At 31.6% G+C, this 18434-nt stretch carries 19 protein-coding genes; 16 read left to right on the forward strand and 3 right to left on the reverse strand.

The window, feature by feature from the left end:
* Nucleotides 1–20 precede the first annotated feature (20 nt).
* The 16 genes from OF897_RS16930 to OF897_RS17005 all read left to right on the forward strand — a co-directional run bounded on the left by OF897_RS16930 (nt 21) and on the right by OF897_RS17005 (nt 11838).
* On the forward strand, nt 21–1517 hold the full coding sequence (locus OF897_RS16930; protein ID WP_267266856.1) for a hypothetical protein: 1497 nt from the start codon (nt 21–23) through the stop codon (nt 1515–1517).
* A gap of 78 nt (nt 1518–1595) precedes the next feature.
* Nucleotides 1596–2180 carry a hypothetical protein gene (locus tag OF897_RS16935; RefSeq protein WP_267266857.1) on the forward strand — a complete coding sequence of 195 codons (585 nt, stop codon included), beginning with the start codon at nt 1596–1598 and terminating at the stop codon, nt 2178–2180.
* 11 nt (nt 2181–2191) lie between these two features.
* The gene (locus OF897_RS16940) at nt 2192–2701 is read left to right on the forward strand and encodes an imm11 family protein (RefSeq protein WP_267266858.1); all 510 of its coding nucleotides are present in this window, start codon (nt 2192–2194) and stop codon (nt 2699–2701) included.
* A gap of 3 nt (nt 2702–2704) precedes the next feature.
* Nucleotides 2705–3253, forward strand: coding sequence for a hypothetical protein (locus tag OF897_RS16945; protein WP_267266859.1), 549 nt, complete (start codon nt 2705–2707; stop codon nt 3251–3253).
* A gap of 39 nt (nt 3254–3292) precedes the next feature.
* Nucleotides 3293–4075, forward strand: a complete 783-nt coding sequence (locus OF897_RS16950) for a DUF4261 domain-containing protein (protein ID WP_267266860.1) — start codon at nt 3293–3295, stop codon at nt 4073–4075.
* 290 nt (nt 4076–4365) lie between these two features.
* Nucleotides 4366–4806, forward strand: a complete 441-nt coding sequence (locus OF897_RS16955) for a hypothetical protein (RefSeq protein WP_267266861.1) — start codon at nt 4366–4368, stop codon at nt 4804–4806.
* 9 nt (nt 4807–4815) lie between these two features.
* The gene (locus tag OF897_RS16960) at nt 4816–5379 is read left to right on the forward strand and encodes a hypothetical protein (RefSeq protein WP_267266862.1); all 564 of its coding nucleotides are present in this window, start codon (nt 4816–4818) and stop codon (nt 5377–5379) included.
* Between the two features lie 144 nt (nt 5380–5523).
* Nucleotides 5524–6120: a hypothetical protein gene (locus OF897_RS16965; protein WP_267266863.1), complete on the forward strand. Its 597-nt coding sequence runs from the start codon at nt 5524–5526 to the stop codon at nt 6118–6120.
* A 16-nt stretch (nt 6121–6136) separates the two neighbouring features.
* Complete coding sequence (locus tag OF897_RS16970; protein WP_267266864.1) at nt 6137–7147, forward strand: hypothetical protein; 1011 nt, start codon at nt 6137–6139, stop codon at nt 7145–7147.
* 242 nt (nt 7148–7389) lie between these two features.
* Entirely contained in the window at nt 7390–8070 is a 681-nt protein-coding gene (locus OF897_RS16975; RefSeq protein WP_267266865.1) for a hypothetical protein, read from the forward strand.
* 370 nt (nt 8071–8440) lie between these two features.
* The gene (locus tag OF897_RS16980; protein WP_267266866.1) at nt 8441–9079 is read left to right on the forward strand and encodes a hypothetical protein; all 639 of its coding nucleotides are present in this window, start codon (nt 8441–8443) and stop codon (nt 9077–9079) included.
* Between the two features lie 21 nt (nt 9080–9100).
* Complete coding sequence (locus tag OF897_RS16985) at nt 9101–9673, forward strand: hypothetical protein (RefSeq protein ID WP_267266867.1); 573 nt, start codon at nt 9101–9103, stop codon at nt 9671–9673.
* A 49-nt stretch (nt 9674–9722) separates the two neighbouring features.
* Nucleotides 9723–10235 carry a hypothetical protein gene (locus OF897_RS16990; RefSeq protein ID WP_267266868.1) on the forward strand — a complete coding sequence of 171 codons (513 nt, stop codon included), beginning with the start codon at nt 9723–9725 and terminating at the stop codon, nt 10233–10235.
* 7 nt (nt 10236–10242) lie between these two features.
* On the forward strand, nt 10243–10779 hold the full coding sequence (locus OF897_RS16995) for a hypothetical protein (protein WP_267266869.1): 537 nt from the start codon (nt 10243–10245) through the stop codon (nt 10777–10779).
* Between the two features lie 35 nt (nt 10780–10814).
* Nucleotides 10815–11282 (forward strand): hypothetical protein, encoded by a 468-nt coding sequence (locus OF897_RS17000; RefSeq protein ID WP_267266870.1) that lies wholly within the window; start codon nt 10815–10817, stop codon nt 11280–11282.
* Nucleotides 11272–11838, forward strand: a complete 567-nt coding sequence (locus OF897_RS17005) for an alpha-ketoglutarate-dependent dioxygenase AlkB (RefSeq protein ID WP_267266871.1) — start codon at nt 11272–11274, stop codon at nt 11836–11838. The genes OF897_RS17000 and OF897_RS17005 overlap by 11 nt, the downstream gene beginning before the upstream one ends.
* A gap of 147 nt (nt 11839–11985) precedes the next feature.
* Here the strand turns inward: OF897_RS17005 and OF897_RS17010 are convergent, their stop codons facing one another.
* The 3 genes from OF897_RS17010 to OF897_RS17020 all read right to left on the reverse strand — a co-directional run bounded on the left by OF897_RS17010 (nt 11986) and on the right by OF897_RS17020 (nt 18382).
* Nucleotides 11986–13281, reverse strand: a complete 1296-nt coding sequence (locus OF897_RS17010) for a TolC family protein (RefSeq protein ID WP_267266872.1) — start codon at nt 13279–13281, stop codon at nt 11986–11988.
* A gap of 82 nt (nt 13282–13363) precedes the next feature.
* On the reverse strand, nt 13364–15793 hold the full coding sequence (locus OF897_RS17015) for an ABC transporter permease (protein ID WP_267266873.1): 2430 nt from the start codon (nt 15791–15793) through the stop codon (nt 13364–13366).
* Between the two features lie 171 nt (nt 15794–15964).
* Entirely contained in the window at nt 15965–18382 is a 2418-nt protein-coding gene (locus tag OF897_RS17020; RefSeq protein WP_267266874.1) for an ABC transporter permease, read from the reverse strand.
* Nucleotides 18383–18434: the final 52 nt, after the last annotated feature.

Raw genomic sequence — 18434 nt, forward strand, 5'->3', positions numbered from 1 at the left:
AAAACTAATATTAAAAAAACATGAAAAACAATTATCTAAATTCAGAAGAAGCACAAAAAATGATTGCAGAACTTTCTGAACAAATGGCCGAATTACCGGTTGAAGGACGTAACTATCATTACGAGTCTTTCAAAAATGAATATGGAAGCTCTTCTACCAGCGGCATTTATTTTTACGAAAATGGAGTATATCACAATGACTTTCATGTAGGCAAATACGATAAGGAAGAAATTAGCGAACATCTTGATAAATTTCGGGACTACGAATTTTCGGATCTGTTAGACTTTTTTCCGGTACATTCAAAAATAAAATTCACGTTTAAAAAAGGTGAAGCTATTAATGCTGAAAGATACAGCGTTCCTATGTTGCTTGAAGACATTAAAAAGGAAATTGAAGACAGATACCCGAAGTATAGCGAGAATGATAATGTTTTTATAAAATCGGAAGCTTTAATTCATTTTAAAAAAGAAGCAGACGAAATCGGAATCTTTATAGATTCAACATATCATTATAATGATAAAATGAGATCTTTTGGGCATTTTGTTGGTCGTGATGAGATGCTTTCTATGTATCATCAGTTAGACGGAAAAATAGAAAGTTTATATCTTATCTATGAAAATGGTACGATAAAAGTACAGTCGTATCCTGTATTTGAGGAATATGGATTTGAACCTTTAACGGTGTCTCAAATTGAATTAAGTCCAGAGTATAAAAGAGAAAAAGAAACTTCGGCAGAATGCAAAAAACTGAGACATGATTTTTTCAGTTCTTTAGGAAAATTAGATGAGCGCATTATCTATTTAAGAGTGGGCGGATTTAGAAACCATTCATGGCCGCAAGGTAGATCAGGACACAATCCATGTAAAATGAGGGTTATCCATGCTCCTGAATCAACTATTTTAATTACAGATGGACTTTCAGATACTTACAAAGATTTTTATTATGGTAAAAATTCTGAATATAATGGAATTGGAGCAGAATTTTATATGGAATTTCATGGCAATATTCCGTATGAAATTATTCATGAACATTTTGCTGTTGCACTTGTCAATAGTGTTTCTCAGATTGCAATAGGGCATGGTGATTTTAAGGTATTAATGGAAAACCATGGCGAAACCACTGTAGAATTTACCGAAGAAAATATAGAGCTTTGGATAAATAGGGAAAATAAAGCCAATCACAATGTATCAAGCTTTTTGACCGCAAAAGATTTTATGAAAAATGAAAGCTTTGGAGTTTTGTTGGGTGCGGAATCAATGACTGTTCCTCAAAAGCTGAAACTGAATTTAGAAGAGATTTTGTTGATTTCAATCAAACCTATTGAAAGTAAGTGGTTAAAAACTACAAAAATTAGAAGTAAAAACGAAGCAGTTGCAAAAGCGGCAAGAGAAGAAATTATGCATGAATGGAAAGAAAGCGGGGAAATGAATTTGGTTCCATTGACTTATCAAAAAGAATATACTGAAACTTCTCCGGAATCAGGAGGAATGAAGCTTGTTCCTATATTTCCTTTTTAATAACAATTAATCATTGTAAGCCCATTCTGATTTTTTGGAATGGGCTTCATTGTGAATTCAAATTCAATACAAAAAATCATGAATATAGAAAATCAAATTAACGAAGAACTGGAAAGAAAAATTGATGAGGTTTTAATCTCGTTGGAAGAACAGGAAGAGCGGAAATTTTATGATAGCTTAGACTTTCTTGGTGATTTAAAATACGAAAGAAAATTGTCTCCAAAAACCATCAATCAAATTATTGAAGCTATAAAGTATGGTTTAAACCGAGACTATAAAATATTTAAGCCTTATCGAGCAATCTATATTTTGATTAGAGAATTGGCTCCTTTACATGCAAAAGAAATTGCTTCCATTCAGGAAGAAATCACAAATTATCTGAATGATGATATTGTGGAGTACGAAGATTTTACATCGGCTTTGTACTTTTTCAGTCAAGCATGGGAAGATTTAAAATCGGATTGGAGCGCAGAAAATAAAGCCGCCATTATCAAAAATCTTATTGAAATTATTGAAGACGAATACGAATCGGATGGACGTTTTGATGCATTTGTTGCAGATGATGTTTTGCGTGCCCTCATCATTATAGGAAAAGATGATCCTAAAGCACAGGAAACAATAAAATGGGTTGAAAAAGTCTTGGAAGAAGATGAATGGGAATAAATAATAAAACAATGCAATTCTATTTTATAAAACACTCGATTAACCCAGGAGATAAATATGTAAGCTTTGAAGCTGATAGTAATTTAGAATTAGTGTTAAAAGGAGAATCTTTTAGAAAAATTTATTATCAGGGTGAATTTGAGACGGATTTTATTTCAGGTTATTATGGATTTTCAAGCAAAGCCAAAGATTTTTTCCTGTCTTTACATATTCAGCATTTGGAATTTGTACCTGTAACAGTGCACCACATCAAATGGGAAGAATCAATGGAAATTTACCTGATGAAAGTAAATAAAGAGATTGATGCAGTAGATTATGAACAGTCAGACTTATTTCAATTAAGTGACAAACATATTCGTGGAATAGATAAGTTGGTATTTGTAAAAGATATTAATGAATCTGTTTTTAAATTGAAAAACCTTCATCACAGTATAACAGTCAGCGAAACTATTAAAAACAAAATAACAGAACAGGGATTAAAAGGATTTGAATTTATTCCCGTTGAAAAATACAGATTTTAAAATATGGAACAAATAAAAGAGCTTCAAGAGTTGAATGTATTCTTGAAGACAACATTAGAGCCATTAAGTACCAAAATTACCGGAGAACTTTTGCAGATCCTAAACGGAACAACAATTAAAATGCTATCTAGTTATGAGAAAAGTGATATTGCAACTTTCAATTTTGAATATCGTAACGAATGGTTGTCAATTGTGTTTTTCGGTTCTAACGCCCGTGGTGTAACAATTACGGAAGATATTAGCCTTTTGTTCCGCGAAATTAATGAATACACTGCAAAATTGCAGGATATTATGGATGAGGTGGATGAAATGGAAGAAGATTTTGAAGGCGATACAGAAGAGTGGGAAGATATGATGGAAGAATACCGAGAGGAACAATTAAGTATTTATGATGATTGGTTCATCAACTGCTGGAAAGAAGCAAAAAACCTGACGCAAAACATTACTCCGACTTATTGGTCTGATGAAGTGGATTTAGGTCTGGAGCTCCACACTTTCGAAATCGTAGAAATCAACAAGAATCAGTCGAATATCCGATATTATTCACACTAAAAAACTAAACAAATAACAATCATAAACACTACTAAAAAAATGGGATTATTTAAAAAGAAAGCAAAAAAGGAAGAAACACCTAAAAGCAATTTGCTGTTGGCAATGCCGATGTTTAATAACGGAGAAACATTTGACACAGATAAAGTTATAGAATATCTTTTAGCTGATTGGGGAATTGAAGCTACGGATATCAATGGCTCTTCAGGAACTGTAACTTTTTTTATTGAGGGAGAAATGGTTATACTGGCAACAGTGTCTGCACATATTCCGTGGGGAGATATTGAGGGAGCGGCACAATATGCTTACAATTGGTCAACCGCAATGGCAGATTTAGAAAATCACAATTCACACGCTATTGTAACAATAATGTCGAGTAATAATAGTACTAAAGAACGTTTTGCAACTTTAACGAAAGTTTTAACGGCCATTCTTGCGACAAGCAATTGTATTGGGATATATCAGGGTACTCAATCTTTGCTGATTCCAAAAGACCAATACCTCGACATTGCAGAAGCATTAAAATCAGATTTGGTTCCGCTGGATTTGTGGGTTTACATTGGTATCCGAAGAGGAGAAGAGAGCAATAGTGCTTATTCGTACGGATTAAAGGCTTTTGATAAACTTGAAATGGAGTTTGTAAACACTCCGCTTGATTTGAGAGAGTTGCACACTTTTTTAAGTCAGATTTGCGGTTATGTTGTCAAAAGTAATGTAACCTTTAAAAATGGCGAAACCTTAGGTTTTACTGCTGATCAGAAAATTAAGATTATACAATCAAAAGGGATATTTGTAGAAGGAGAATCATTTAAATTAGAGTTGTAAGTTTTTAATAATATTTTTTTAAACTAATTAAAATTTAACCGCAAAAGATTCAAAAGCAATTATTGATTCAGAAATTCATGCGATTTAGAGAACAAAGTTTAGCAAAAGAATAAAAATCAAAGATTAAAAAAAACTTAGGTGTTCTTATTAGCAGATTGTTAATGAACTTAAAATTCTAATCTGTTAATCTTTTGTCACTTTTATGGTTAAAAAAATTAAAAAAGTTCAATTTAAAGAAAAGTGTAATGCATTGAAATAACTACTAATCAAGAAACTTAAAACTAAAAAAAATGACAATCCTGAAAAAAATAATATGTTACAATATGTTTGACCTTGAAATAAGAGGAAAGGATGTACAGCTTGCCAAAAAAGGAAGTTCTATAGTACTTGCAGCAACGATTCTAATATTTATTATAGATTATATTTTATGGAATTTAAAATTTATAAGCAGGAGTTTTTCTGATGATGCGTTCGAAACAATGAATTTTTTTGGAGCAAATTTCTTAGGTAAACTACTAGGACTTTTATCGATCGGATTATTTTACCTTTTTATTTTTGTAATGATGGGCAGAAAAAGTTTTTTTGAACAAACACTGCAGGAATACGAAGAAATGTCCATGATACAAAAAGACGAAGTCGCAAAGAAGGGAAAATATCTGATTGTACTACCCATGTTATTATCTATATTATTGCTAATCTATATTATTGCTAATCTATATCATCTTTTTTAAACTAAAATAATGGAAAAAGCAAAAGAATTTATTTTAAAATTTTTAGATAAAGAAGCTGAATGTTGGATAAGATTAAATTCAAATGAGCTTGATGCTTTCAATCAGGCGGTAAGAGAATTTCGCAGCATGGCAATAGAAGGAGTTGAAAAAGGTTTAGGAATTTCTGAAAGAACTGATTTTGGAATTTTTAAAAGAACTGAAAAAGAAATAGCAGAAAATCCTTTAATCAATAAACCTCGTCATTTATACAAGCTCAGTGCTTACAAAAATAAAATGTATGATGAGATTTGGGTAGCGTATGTTTCTACTAAAAACCCTATTGGTGAGCCAAATAAAAGTGTTTTTTCTAATGGCTTCATTATGAGTGAAATTGATAATGAATTTAAAATTATCGGAATAATGGGTGTGAAATTGAATAATTTAACAATGAATGTGACAGGCTGGAAAGGAAATATTTATAATCATTCAGATTTAGATATCAAAAAACTTGGGAAATTTTTTGAGACAGAGAGTTATTTTGAGCCGAGTAACCATGATGATTTTTCATTGAATGAATATTTGAAAGATAAGTAATTTCTAATACCTCATTTCATAAGACACAAAAAGAAATGATAACCAATACTTATTGTTTTGGCAAAAGTAAAAATTAAATAAAACCTATAAGCTAAGTTTACAGAATGCAGAAACTTAGTTTTTTAGAATAAAAAATAAAAAATCATGAATTACACCTTAGAAGACATTAAGAATTTTATTTTAGAGTTTACGGAATTGGAATATCAGTTTGGATTAGGTCAATTTGATAACTCAATAACAGACGAAGAATGGTATGTCTTAGTTGCAAAATTGGAAAATTGTTACAGTGAAGAATTTGTCTATTACGCAATTATAACTGCATATAGAGATGAATCTTTAATGACTAAAAAATTCTATGATAATAATAAAAAAAATCTTAAAAAAAGAAGATTATTCTTAATTAGAAAATATGAAAAAGCAAAATTCGGCAAAGGAATATATAATGCAGATTCTAATGTGGTTTTTTCTTGTTTCATAGGTTCTGATGTTGAAATGGGAGCAGAAGTATACCCAACAAATGTAAGTGTTGGTATTGTTAATGGGAGATTAAAAATTATATCATCAAGAGAACTTGACTTTGAAAAAAGAAGAAATAAAGAAGTTATCGAATGGATTTATAATAAAAGATCCAATGTTTATACAGAAGGCATCACAATAAAAAAAGACGGTACATTAATAGAAACACTAAGAATTGTCGAACCGGAACATCCAACTTGGATAGCAGATTACAATCAAGGATAATTTATATAATTGTTTAATGGGAATATATTACGGACTTACAGCAAAAACAAAAGAAGAATTCAACACCAACCTTGAAAATCTGGTGAATGTAATACAAAAACGAAAACACACGCTATCTGAAATTACGGATTTTGAAGGCTTTTTTAATTTCCTGCGTACTTTTATAACGGATGCAGATTATAGAAATCCTTTCTGGATTGACAATGAAACTACCGTTACCTCTGCAGAAATAGATATTCTCAGAAAGCATAATTACCCTGAAGAGTATATTGAGTGGTGCGAAAAATACGGGCAATACAGTATAGGATTAGATATAACATTGTCTTCTGTATCGGATGTTCTGAAGAATATTGCCAATGAATATTATGGTCTACAAGTAAAAAACAATTATCTATATTTTGCAACAGATGGATCCGGGAATGATTTTGCATTTGATGTCAATGAAGGAATAAGCCCAATACGAATCTTTGACCATAATGGATATATTACCCCGGACTGGATTTCAAATATTTACAGTGACGTTTTTAATTTTTACTTTGATGATGAAACAAACGAATATGTAAATCCTGAAAACCTTGACATTTCCATTATTTTTGATGAAAATGGTGAATATAGAGCTGATGCAATTTATATAAAAAACTATTGTTTTGATATCGAAAAATTGGCTCTTTCCTATCAGGAAAAAGGTGAGCTAGAGGAAGCTTTTTTATTATATGATGCCATTTTAGAATCTCATACGCAAAAAGCATTGGCTTATAATAATCGGGCATATGAATTACGTACAGCAGGCATTCTGGATAAAAGCCTTGAATATATCGATAAAGCTTTAGTCCTTGAACCCGAAAACGGTTTGTATAATGGCACAAAAGCGGAAATACTTTTCGACATGGGTTATGAAGATCTCTTTTTTCAAAGCCTGGAGCTTGCCCTTAAATTTGGAATGGAAGCAAACCTTATAGATGATGCCATGAAAGTAAAATACAAAAACGACAGCAGGTTTACGACAATCTTATCTCAATACGAATAATAATATGTTGTTTTTAACAAATATTCTATTACGGATAATGGGGTTAAAGAAAATAAAAGTTATACAAAAACTAAATTACATTAAACCCAGAGGCGAAAGTTATCTGGTTTTTTATTGTAAATAATTTTAAAGATACTAGGGTTAAAATTATAATCATTATAAAGACAAAGTCTAACGGAACTTAGAAACATATTTAAAAAACATTTGAAAATTATTATAAAACAACAATATAAAATAAACCAATGGAATTCAAAATCACAGAATTATTTAAAAATTTAGAAACGGAAACCCAATCAGATTATTTTGAAGATGTACAGATTACTTCTAAAGTCTCTATTCCGGATAATGAGATGCTTACATTTAGAAATAAAAAGTTCACTAAACTTGGCTATGAAATGGTAGCTGAGAGATTTGTAGATGTGTTAAATATAGACAAATTTCATTTTCATGCTTGGTTTGAAATAGATGATTTTGCCTCTCAGGTAGAATTTTATATAGAAAATCTTTATTCGGGATTATCTCTATTAGATTATGACGAAAAACTTTGGTTTAAAGGTCAAACTCCGGAAGAAATAGCACTTTGGAAGACCTTTCGTGTTTTAGATGCCCGTCCGGAGATTGGTGATGGCAAATTAGCCGTTTACAGTATTCAAAATGGTATTGCTCCTCCTAATGAACCCGCTATTTATTATATTAACAGAGCATTAGTTTATAAAATCAATCTTACTTTTAATGGATATTTTGAAGCCGTTGCAGATATGCTGGGTATTGCAGATTGGCAATATCTTTTTACGAAAGTTTCATTAGAAGATTTAAAGGCAGATGGCATCTATAAGAACTTAAAAGAGTCATTGGAAGCACTGCAAAAAGCTTTTCCGGATAAAGACTACAACCGTTATTTTAAGCTTTTAGAAGAAAGGTAAATAAATCTGTGTTTCGTTTGCACAAACAATTCATTTAGATCATAATTGGTAAATAAAAAATGAAATGACAATTAAAGAGTATTGCTTACAAATAAATAAGTTACTTGAAGTAATTGACAACAAGCAAAAAAGCGATTTATTTTTACGCTTGGGAAACCAATATGTTACCGATAAAAAAGAGGCTTTGTCAAATATAAAAAGTTTGTATTGAGGCATGGGCTCATTCAATGATATGGTTTTATATACGGACGGAAAATTTGATATTGAGGCAAATGAAAAACTCGACGTATTAAAAGAAATTTTGTGTCATGCAGTACTATCAGAAATTATTGAATCTAGGATTTAAAAGTATAACAAAAATTAAGAAATCATGCAACATCAATTCAATCTTTATTTAGTACATTATGTTCTGCAGTCTAAAAAAAATAAAAGAGTAGCAGGAACTAATCTTAAAGCTCCAGCAAATTTAAAAACCAATTTACTAGAGCTCAGTCAATTGAATGCTGTACATAAAGGAATAGAAGACTTTTACAAAAATGAATCAGATGGTTATAGTTTTGAATGGTGGAGTGATGAAGAAAATGGTATTGGAGGAAAATTGCGATTTTCTTCAAGTAAATATTTGTTTGAGGATTCAGGTTTGTATGATGGTGAAGGAGATGAGGAACTTCAGTATTTTCATCCACTGGATTACCCAACCCCAGAAAGTTATGTAGGATTTATCATAAAACCCGGCACCATATACGAATCATTGTATTATATGAGTATCGGCGATTATGAGCTGAACAATTTAGACTTGGATTACGGAGGTTACACTCAAATGGCTGTTGAATCTCGCGTATTCAATCATTGGCAACGAGTTATATTATACTATATGGATGGGGTAGGTATCGGTTCAGTAGAAACAGAAGTTTTTAAAACAGAAATGCCAAAAATATTCCCGGATTGGGCTTGGGAAAATTTCATTGCTAAGTTTGAGAGTTTGAGGCTTTCTAATAAAAAGAAGTAAAGTTTAAACAAAATAAAATATATGGAAGAGATTAAAAGTTTTATAGAATCATTTATTCAGGACGAGTACACTTGCAATAAAGCAAATTATGATTTTTCTATTTCTGATGATGGTTACGAAGAAGTTAGATTAAAAGTAGAAGCTTATTTTCACACTGTAAATAGCAATGAATGTTGGAGGGCATTAGAGGAAGAAGACGTACAGGAATTGGATATTGAACAGAAAGAGTTGTACTTCCAAAATGTAGGGAGAGCAATCTCACGTACCTTATTTCAAATCAAACAATACAAGAACCCAAAACTAGGAGAAGGTTTAGCAAGGTGGCTGGTGAATAATGAACTTTTTGCTTGTTATACAAGTTATACAGAAAATACAGGAAGAGAATTAGGATTTAATAAATTATTTTATGTAGCTGAAACAGATCAGGGAATAAAAATAATATATGATTTAACTTATGGAGTTCAAAAACCCGAGTGGCGTCATTCGCATGATTTAAAAATTAATCAGGTAAAAAATCCGGGTCAGCTTGTAGCTGTGGAAAAATACCAAGCTCCGGAAGAATCCAACAGTTTAGCAGATTATAATAGCGCATAATAATTTCTAATTGATAACAAAAAAAGGAAAATCAATTTTTTAATAACTTATGTTTAAAATAGAATTTACAGCAACAAAAAAATTAGGGGTAATAGATACAGAAGATACATCCGTAAGTGAGGCAATCTATTCTATATATCTTGGAGATGATGACGATAAGCATGTTACTATGACTTTTGGGAATTACCTTATTTATTTAACCAGAAGATGGGATATAAGTGATATTTACAATGATATTATTTATATGCTTAAAGATTTAAATGAAAATAAGAGTGAATTTCGAACAAGTTTTTTATGCGTTGGTTTTACTTTATATTGGAATTTCGTAAGAAAAGAAAATTCAATTACAATTACTCCTCAATGGATTGAGGTCGGACTAGAAGATAGAGAAACAAATTTATTTGTAGAAAACGTTAGAGAAGCCAATTTTCCCATAACTGTTGACGCGGAAGTTTTTATATCAGAATGGAATAAGCTTTTAAAAAGTATAAAAGACGATTTGTTAAAAGTAGGCTATACTGAAGATCTGGAAAATTTTGAATACCTAAAAGAATTGAAATAATAAACAAATGGAAGAAATAAAAAAAATTATTAGTGAATTTTTAAAGGCAGAAGCAGAAGCTTCAGACGCCTCCGTTAAACCAAATTTAGAGGATTACAATAAGAAACTAAATTTTATGAATAGTTTTTGTGTAGAAGAATTGCACAATAAATTCGGATTGGTATCACAGAATAAGTTAAAAAATGATGAGTTTTATGAAAGATGGAAAGATAAAAATTCTGCTCGTACAAGACATATTTATAAAATAAGTCAATATAAAGATGATAAGTATGGAGATGTTTATGTAGCTTATGTTTCAGAGAGAAATCCTGATGATGAAATTTTTCTTTACGGAGAATGTTTATTCGTGACAAGTATAGATAGTGAGCTGAAAATTATAAAAAACTATACTTTTGGAGAGGATAGGGGAAAAGATAAATTTGTAGCTAATCAAGGTTTAAAAGACATTTCTTTTAAAACACTAAAAAAGCCAATAAACATAGAACGTTATCTGGAACCGGTAGATGATGAAGATGGTATGGAGCATTATTCAAAAGATATTTAATTCTACAACGATTATCAAAAACAAATAAGACATTTATGATCAAAAAAATCATCGAAGTTGATTATCTCATGCAGGATATTGCTGCAAAATACAGAGTTAAAACTTTAAATGAGAAAAAGATAGAAAATCTTTGGGAAGAAGAAACGCTGGGTATCATGAAAGATGCTACCTTTATAAAAGATGATGCTTATTTTTACTTTTTAAGCGAATATGGAGGATGCAATATTTATGGTGATGGCTTTGATGTAAGTATTTGCAGTTTTGACGACTGGCTCAATCCAAGTCTTCTTACAACTCCGTTATTGAATAATGCAGAAATTTATTTGTTAGCGGATCAATATTATGATAACAGTGATAAAGTTATTTTTTACGGGTATCATGCCACACAGGAAAATGAAAATTCAATTTGGGTTTCTAATGAATTGGAAGCCGGATATCAACCTGTTTACAAAAATTTCATAGATTTTTTACAATATATTTTAACGATAGAAAATGGAGAATAGCATCATCAGCGGTCTTCTTTATCAGGATGATTTTCTGAGTATTGAAGAAGAAAAAGTCATGATTTCAGAGATAGACAATGCGGTATGGGATACCAATTTAAAGCGGAGAGTTCAGCATTACGGATATATGTATGATTATAAGAAAAAAAATATCGATCAGGATCTGAAAATAAACAAATTACCCGATTGGCTTCTTGCATTGGAAAGGAAGATCAGAACAACATTTAATCTTGAAAACTCTTTTGATCAGGTGATTATTAATGAATATGAACCGGGGCAGGGTATATCAAACCATATAGATTGCGTACCTTGTTTTGAAGATGTTATTATTTCCATCAGCCTGTTGTCTTCCTGTGTTATGCAATTTTCAAAAGATGTAGAAAAGCATGAGATACTCTTACAGCCCCGAAGTATTTTGTTATTAAGTGGAGAAGCAAGATATCATTGGAAACATGGGATAAAATCCGTAAAAAATGATAAATTTCAGAATACCGCAATTCCCCGAACAAGACGAATATCGATTACTTTTAGAAAGATAAAAACAATCCCAAACTAAATATATCCGGATTTTGAACAATAATGAGAATACAAATAAGATGAAATATTATATTTTTAAATTTGATTGGGGGTTTAGATTATTAGAAAGTGAAAGTCCATTTGAACCGTACACTTGCCTCTTTTGTTATAAACAGCTTAAAAAAAATTAATTCTCATTTCTCAAAACCTTCAACAATTCCATCTGCTGCATCACATCATTTTTACTGTTAATAAGATTGTAATTTGCCTGAAGCCAGTTATTTCTCACCACAAAAAAAGTATAAGCATCCATCAAACCTTCTTTGTATTTTTCTTCAGATTTTTGGAATGACAATCTTTGGTTTTCAAAATTTAATTCCAAAAGATTGTATTTTTCCTGAGCATTCAGATATTGAGCTTTTATAGAATTGATTGATTTTGTAAGGTCATTAATAATCAAATCTTTATCGTAATTGGAATTGATGACATTCAGTTTTGCAATTTCTACATTATTTTTAATCTGAAACTTGTTGAAAATCGGAATATTTATGCCAAAATAAATCGATTGGTTTTTATTTTGAGTAAACTGATCCGAAAAACTGGTGCTTGAAAGGTTATTATTTCCTAAGAATTTATTGTAAAAAGTAGACCAACTGTAATTTCCGTTAAGTGTAGGTAGATAAGCAGATTTTTCTAACTGTATATTTTTTTCCTGAGCTTGAATTTCTGCAATCACCGTTTTGTAAGCAGGATTATTTTCGATTAAATTATTGGTGAAATTTGAATCTGAAAAATCTTCAGCAAGCAAACCTTCCTCCGTCATTACAAAATCGATTGAATCTTCTTTCATATTTAAAGCATTGATGAGGTTTATTTTTGCTAAATCTCGTTGGTTTTTTGCTGAAACCCATTGTTCCTGTAAAGTCCCAAGGTTCGCTTTAATATCGTAAATATCGCTTTTAGGGCGGTTTCCGATCTCAACTTCTTTTTCAGTTCGTTTAATTTGTTCTTCAATTCCTTCAATCTGAGTTTTTAAAACTTCCAGCCAACTTTTGCTGTTTTGATAAGCAAAAAAAGTCTGAATAACATTCAGTTTGATTTCATTCTGAGCTTGTTTTAGTTTATAGGTATTTGTCGTTTTGTTGAGTTTTGATAAAGAAATATTTAAATAATTTCTCCAGTTGAATAATTCAACATTTGCCTGAGCAAAAACTTGGTCATACTGTGTATTGAGAGCCTCTCTCTGATTATTTGACTGATTTATTGACGAGCCAAAACTGTAACTGTGGTTTGCACCTGCATTTACAGATGGCAGTAACATTCCTTTTGATGCAGCAATCTGTCGGTCATTTTTCTGAATATTTACGGTTGCCTGTTTTATCAAAGGATGATTTGTCGAGGCATAGTCTAAACATTCTTTCAAAGTCCAGCTTTGTTGTGCAGAAAAAAGGTTGATGATGAATATAAAGAATAGTTTTTTCATAATAAGTTTTTGGTTGATCGTTGATGGTTGATGGTTTTGCGATGAATATTCGATCAACTAACAACCAGCAACAGTCAACAAATTATTCGTATTTCAAGTGTTTTACAAGATTAATTTTTGTAGCACGATAAGCTTTAAAACTCACTACAATAAATGTCAAAAGAAGAAGTGAAATCATGCTTAAAACATACGGCCAAACCGGCATGTCAATTCGGTATGCAAAATCTTTCAGCCATTCATTCATTGCATAATATCCAAACGGAATACTGATGAATACAGCAATTATACAAATCAGTAAAAATCTTTTCGTTAAATCCCAGACAATTGTTCTTTCGTCTGCGCCTAAAGTTTTTTTGATGGCTACATCCTTTAATTTTTGTTCAATTAATAGTGATGACAAAGCGAATAATCCTAACAATGCAATAACGAGCACAACAACATTTAAGATAGTAAATAAGGTCTGTTGCTTCTGGAATTTTACAAAAGTTTTGGCAAACTGCTTATCTACAAATTCATAATTGATAGGATAACCTGGCTCAACTTTGGTCAACCAGAATTCTTTGATTTGCTCTAATGTTCCGTTGATATCGTTTCCTGAAAGTTTGATCTGCAGATTTTGCATATTGTTTTTTGCCCAGTTTCTTTCATAGTTGAAAAACAGCATCGGTTCTACAGGTTTATCGACACCATTGATATAAAAATCTTTCAAAACACCGATAATTTTATATTTCTTTTTCTGTTCCCAACCCGGAAAAACTTCTTTTCCGAGAGCCTGATCTTTATTCCAACCCATTTTTTTGATGAAAGATTCGTTGGCAATGGTTCCTGAAATTGTGTCGGAAGCATAACGAAGATCCATATCTCTTCCAGAAACCAATTTCATCTCATAGAATTTAAAATAATTATGATCAATAGCTCCTACAAGAACATTTTCCACCGCTTTTGTAGTATCTAAAGCATTTTTAACAAGCGATGCATTTGCCATTCCTAAACCGATAGAGTTTACCGAACCGGTAATATCTTCTACTCCAGGAATTTTTGAGACCTCATTTTTCAGACGTACATACTTTTTATAGTTATAATCATTTTCCCAATCTGTTTTATTAAACTGAATATTCACGACCTGATCTCCCTTAAATCCTAAATCTTTATTCATCATATATTTTACCTGAGAATGAATAATCAGAGAGCAAATAATAAAAAATGAAGAGATAATAAGCTGTAAAGTCAGAATAGAATTGCGTAACCAAACGCCGTGTCTGCTTCGTGAGAAATTTCCTTTCAGCGTATTAATCGGTTTAAAATTTGCCAAATATAAAGCCGGAATTAATCCTGAAATAAGCGAAAAGACAATTAAAAGCAATCCACTGTAGATGAATAGATTGGTATCATTGAGCTTTATTTCTTTTCCTAAAAACTTGTTGTATGAAGGTAAAACAAGCTCAACCATTGCAAAGGCAATAATATATGCAACAAAACAAATCATAAAAGTTTCCAATAGAAATTGAAAAATCAGTTTCGAATTTGAACTTCCCACCACTTTTCTTACCCCGACTTCTTTTGCTCTTTGTGAAGCCTGCGCTGTTTTAAGATTGATTAAATTGATTCCTGATAAAACCAATATTAATGCAGATAATCCCAAAAGAATCATGATCGATTTTTTGTCGCCTTTATCAATTCCTTCACTTTTAGCATCCAGTTTCATCTTGCTAAGCGGAGTGAGATAAACTTTTGCGGCGTTCTTTTCATCATATTTTTCGCCCCATTTTTCGGAACTTATTTTTTCCTGTTGAGACTGCTGATCTGAAAGTTTCTTTTCTAAAGCGGCAATATCTGTTCCCGGTTTTATTTTAAAATAACCTACATAGCTGTAATTGGTCCATTCTAAATCTTTTCTGTCTATGTTGGGATGTCTCATTATAAAACCCGGATGAAAAACCGTATTTTCAGCAGGAATTTTATAAACAGCAGTGATAACGTAAGATTTGTCTTCAGAATCATCAAGCTTCAATGTTTTGCCGATGCAGTCTTTGTATTCATCTCCAAATAAAGTTTTTGCCGTCTCTTCAGAAATAGCTATTTTTTGGTAATCACTGATTGCATTTTTAAAACTTCCTGCAACTTTTTCCATTGGAAAAAAATCGAAATAAGCATCTGTTGCTCTTGCACTGGTTGTGTAAGCCGATTTATTTCCATACATCAAACGTACTTTATAGCCATTCCACGAGTTTGCAATGGCAAAATCTTCAATCTCAGAAAATTTTTCTTTTGAAACCGCTAAAGAAGGATAGCTTGAAACGACCATCGTTCCGAATGAAGAGTTTCCGTTTTCTACTAAATAAATATTGTCCTTATTCGGATTCCAGTCTTCATAGGATTTTTCATCCTGCCAATGGATGAATATCAATAAGAAAACACACAGACCGACACTCAATCCTAAAACATCGATAATTGTGGAAAGCCAGTTTTTTCTGTAATTGATAAATGCTATTTTGAGCCAATTTTTTAGCATAGTTGTTTTGTTTTTGGTTGTTAGTTGATCGTTGTTAGTTAATAATTTTGAGAATAACCTCTATCAACTATTAACCAACAACTATCAACAAATTTTACTCGTATTTCAGATACTTCACAAGATTCCATAGGTTTCACCTACGGCTATTCATATTGAATCCTTCGGGTTCTTTTATTCGTATTTCAAGTATTTCACTAAATTCACTTTTGTGGCTTGATACGCTTTAATGCTTACAACAACGAATGTTAAAATCAACAGCAAAATCATACTTAAAATGAATGGAAAAATTGGCATATCAATTCGGTAAGCGAAATCTTTCAGCCATTCGTTCATTAGATAATAACTGATGGGAATGCTAATTAAAACTGCAACAAAAGTGATCCAAAGAAATTGTTTTGTTAAACCGACAATCAAAGTTTTGTCTGATGCTCCCAAAGTTTTTCTAATGGCAACGTCTTTCAGTTTTTGCTCAATCATTAATGAAGACAGGGCAAATAATCCCAATAATGCTACCATCAAAACCATTGCATTCAGAATGGTGAAAAGTGTCTTTTGTTTCTGATAAGTTTCAAAAGTTTTTGCAAATTGTTTATCAATAAAATAAGAATCGAATGGGTAACCTGGTTCTACTTTATTTTGCCAATAGGTTTTCAGTCTTTTTACGGTTCCATCAATATCATCTGATTTTAATTTCAACTGAATATTTCCTACACCAAATCTTTTCCAGGAAGTTTCTCTGTAATGGAAGAATATCATCGGTTCCACATCACTTTTTAGACTTCTGATATTGAAATCTTTTACAATACCTACAATGTGATATGGTTTATTATCAAATCCTGGTCTGATTTCCCTTTTCATTGCCTGATCATTTGTCCAGCCAAATTTTCTGACAAAAGCTTCATTTACCATCGCATTATTAATGGTATCTGAAGATAATTTAGGATTCAACCATCGACCTTCAAGGAGTTTAACACCAATAAACTGAAGATAATTGTAATCCATAGAACCATGTCGACCTTGAATACTGGTATTCATATAATCCATATTCGAAGTGCTCTGATTACCTGTTCCCGGAGGCGCCTCCGAAAACGAAATACTTTCTACACCGGGAATTTTTGCCATTTCAGTTTTAAGCCTTTCATATTTCAGCCAGGGTTTTCCATTACCGTTATCATTAAAATTAATTTGAAAAATCTGATTTCCACTGAAACCTAAATCTTTATTCATCATATATTTTACCTGCTGATTAATGATCAATCCACCGATAATGAAAAATGAAGAAATAATCAATTGTATGGTTAAAATTCCGTTTCTCAGCCAGACGCCGTGTCTGCTTCTTGCGAAATTCCCTTTAAGTGTTTCTATTGCTTTGAAATTAGCAAGATAAGTTGCCGGAATAAATCCTGAAACCAATGTAACTACAGCAACCATCAAGAACGAATAGAAGTAAACATGCCAATCATTCATCACAATTTCCTTATTGTAGAACTTGTTGAAGCTTGGCAAAAGAATTTCGGTTAATGCTAATGATAAAATGTATGAAGCAAAACAAATCAGGAATGTTTCTAATAAAAACTGAACGACTAAGTTAGATTTTGTACTTCCAATTGCTTTTCTTACCCCGATTTCTTTTGCTCTTTGAGAAGCTTGGGCGGTTTTAAGATTAATAAAATTAATGGCTGATAAAATTACAATCAAAACAGAAAGCGTAAATAAGATAATGATAGATTTAAAATCTGGTTTACCAAACCAAGTTGATTCGGCGTGGAGCTTTATTTTATCAATAGGCGTAAATAAACTTCCTGTCGGGCCATATAGTTCTAAGTATTTTTCGATGGTAACACCTGAAGGCTCAGCATTTATTTTTGCTCTGTACTCAAAAATATCTTTTAAAAACCTTTGCTGTAAAGTTTTTTGGTCTGTTCCTGTTTTCAGCATAAAGAAACATCCGTAATTGAAGTTCCCCCACATTTCCTTATCATTCTTCATCTGTTCGTAAGGCAAAATGATAAATTCAGGTTTTATCTGGCTGTTTTCTTTTGGTAATTCATAGACTGCTGTTACTACAAAATTTTTGTTGTCAAATTTGATGTTTTCTCCGGCTACATTAGTTTTGCCAAATAAATTCTTAGCGGTAGTTGTTGAGATTGCAATTGTATTGTCTCCTTTCAATGCATTTTTATAATTTCCGGAAACCAATTTAAAAGGAAAAAAATTGAAAAAGTTTTCAGAAACAGTCATCCCATCCTGCTGATAGACTGTTTTTTTCTTCGTCGTCATTTTATATCCTAATCCCGAACCGTTGATTAAAACATAATCCTGAACTTCTGGAATTAATTTTAAAGCACGGTCTGCAAAAGGAATTGAGATCGCACCTCCGTAAATATTTTCTTTTTTATTATGGGTCTGAAAATAGAAGATATTATCCTTTTTGGGATTCCACTTTTCATAAGATTCTTCGTCATTCCAATGCATGAGAATGAGCATAAATCCTGTCAAACCGATGGTCAATCCAAACAAATTAATGATGGTGGAAAGCCAGTTCTTTTTATAATTGATGAAGGCAATTTTAAGCCAGTTGTTAAGCATAATTGTAGTTTTTGGGTGATGGTTGAAAGTTGTCGGTTGATGGTTTAAAATC

The sequence above is a fragment of the Chryseobacterium formosum genome (assembly GCF_026460885.1).
In the GTDB taxonomy this organism is placed as follows: domain Bacteria; phylum Bacteroidota; class Bacteroidia; order Flavobacteriales; family Weeksellaceae; genus Chryseobacterium; species Chryseobacterium formosus.

Bases quoted from the DNA above. Each gene is read 5' to 3' on its own strand.
- OF897_RS16930 (WP_267266856.1), top strand. From the start codon at position 21: ATGAAAAACAATTATCTAAATTCAGAAGAAGCACAAAAAATGATTGCA.
- OF897_RS16935 (WP_267266857.1), top strand. From the start codon at position 1,596: ATGAATATAGAAAATCAAATTAACGAAGAACTGGAAAGAAAAATTGAT.
- OF897_RS16940 (WP_267266858.1), top strand. From the start codon at position 2,192: ATGCAATTCTATTTTATAAAACACTCGATTAACCCAGGAGATAAATAT.
- OF897_RS16945 (WP_267266859.1), top strand. From the start codon at position 2,705: ATGGAACAAATAAAAGAGCTTCAAGAGTTGAATGTATTCTTGAAGACA.
- OF897_RS16950 (WP_267266860.1), top strand. From the start codon at position 3,293: ATGGGATTATTTAAAAAGAAAGCAAAAAAGGAAGAAACACCTAAAAGC.
- OF897_RS16955 (WP_267266861.1), top strand. From the start codon at position 4,366: ATGACAATCCTGAAAAAAATAATATGTTACAATATGTTTGACCTTGAA.
- OF897_RS16960 (WP_267266862.1), top strand. From the start codon at position 4,816: ATGGAAAAAGCAAAAGAATTTATTTTAAAATTTTTAGATAAAGAAGCT.
- OF897_RS16965 (WP_267266863.1), top strand. From the start codon at position 5,524: ATGAATTACACCTTAGAAGACATTAAGAATTTTATTTTAGAGTTTACG.
- OF897_RS16970 (WP_267266864.1), top strand. From the start codon at position 6,137: ATGGGAATATATTACGGACTTACAGCAAAAACAAAAGAAGAATTCAAC.
- OF897_RS16975 (WP_267266865.1), top strand. From the start codon at position 7,390: ATGGAATTCAAAATCACAGAATTATTTAAAAATTTAGAAACGGAAACC.
- OF897_RS16980 (WP_267266866.1), top strand. From the start codon at position 8,441: ATGCAACATCAATTCAATCTTTATTTAGTACATTATGTTCTGCAGTCT.
- OF897_RS16985 (WP_267266867.1), top strand. From the start codon at position 9,101: ATGGAAGAGATTAAAAGTTTTATAGAATCATTTATTCAGGACGAGTAC.
- OF897_RS16990 (WP_267266868.1), top strand. From the start codon at position 9,723: ATGTTTAAAATAGAATTTACAGCAACAAAAAAATTAGGGGTAATAGAT.
- OF897_RS16995 (WP_267266869.1), top strand. From the start codon at position 10,243: ATGGAAGAAATAAAAAAAATTATTAGTGAATTTTTAAAGGCAGAAGCA.
- OF897_RS17000 (WP_267266870.1), top strand. From the start codon at position 10,815: ATGATCAAAAAAATCATCGAAGTTGATTATCTCATGCAGGATATTGCT.
- OF897_RS17005 (WP_267266871.1), top strand. From the start codon at position 11,272: ATGGAGAATAGCATCATCAGCGGTCTTCTTTATCAGGATGATTTTCTG.
- OF897_RS17010 (WP_267266872.1), bottom strand. From the start codon at position 13,281: ATGAAAAAACTATTCTTTATATTCATCATCAACCTTTTTTCTGCACAA.
- OF897_RS17015 (WP_267266873.1), bottom strand. From the start codon at position 15,793: ATGCTAAAAAATTGGCTCAAAATAGCATTTATCAATTACAGAAAAAAC.
- OF897_RS17020 (WP_267266874.1), bottom strand. From the start codon at position 18,382: ATGCTTAACAACTGGCTTAAAATTGCCTTCATCAATTATAAAAAGAAC.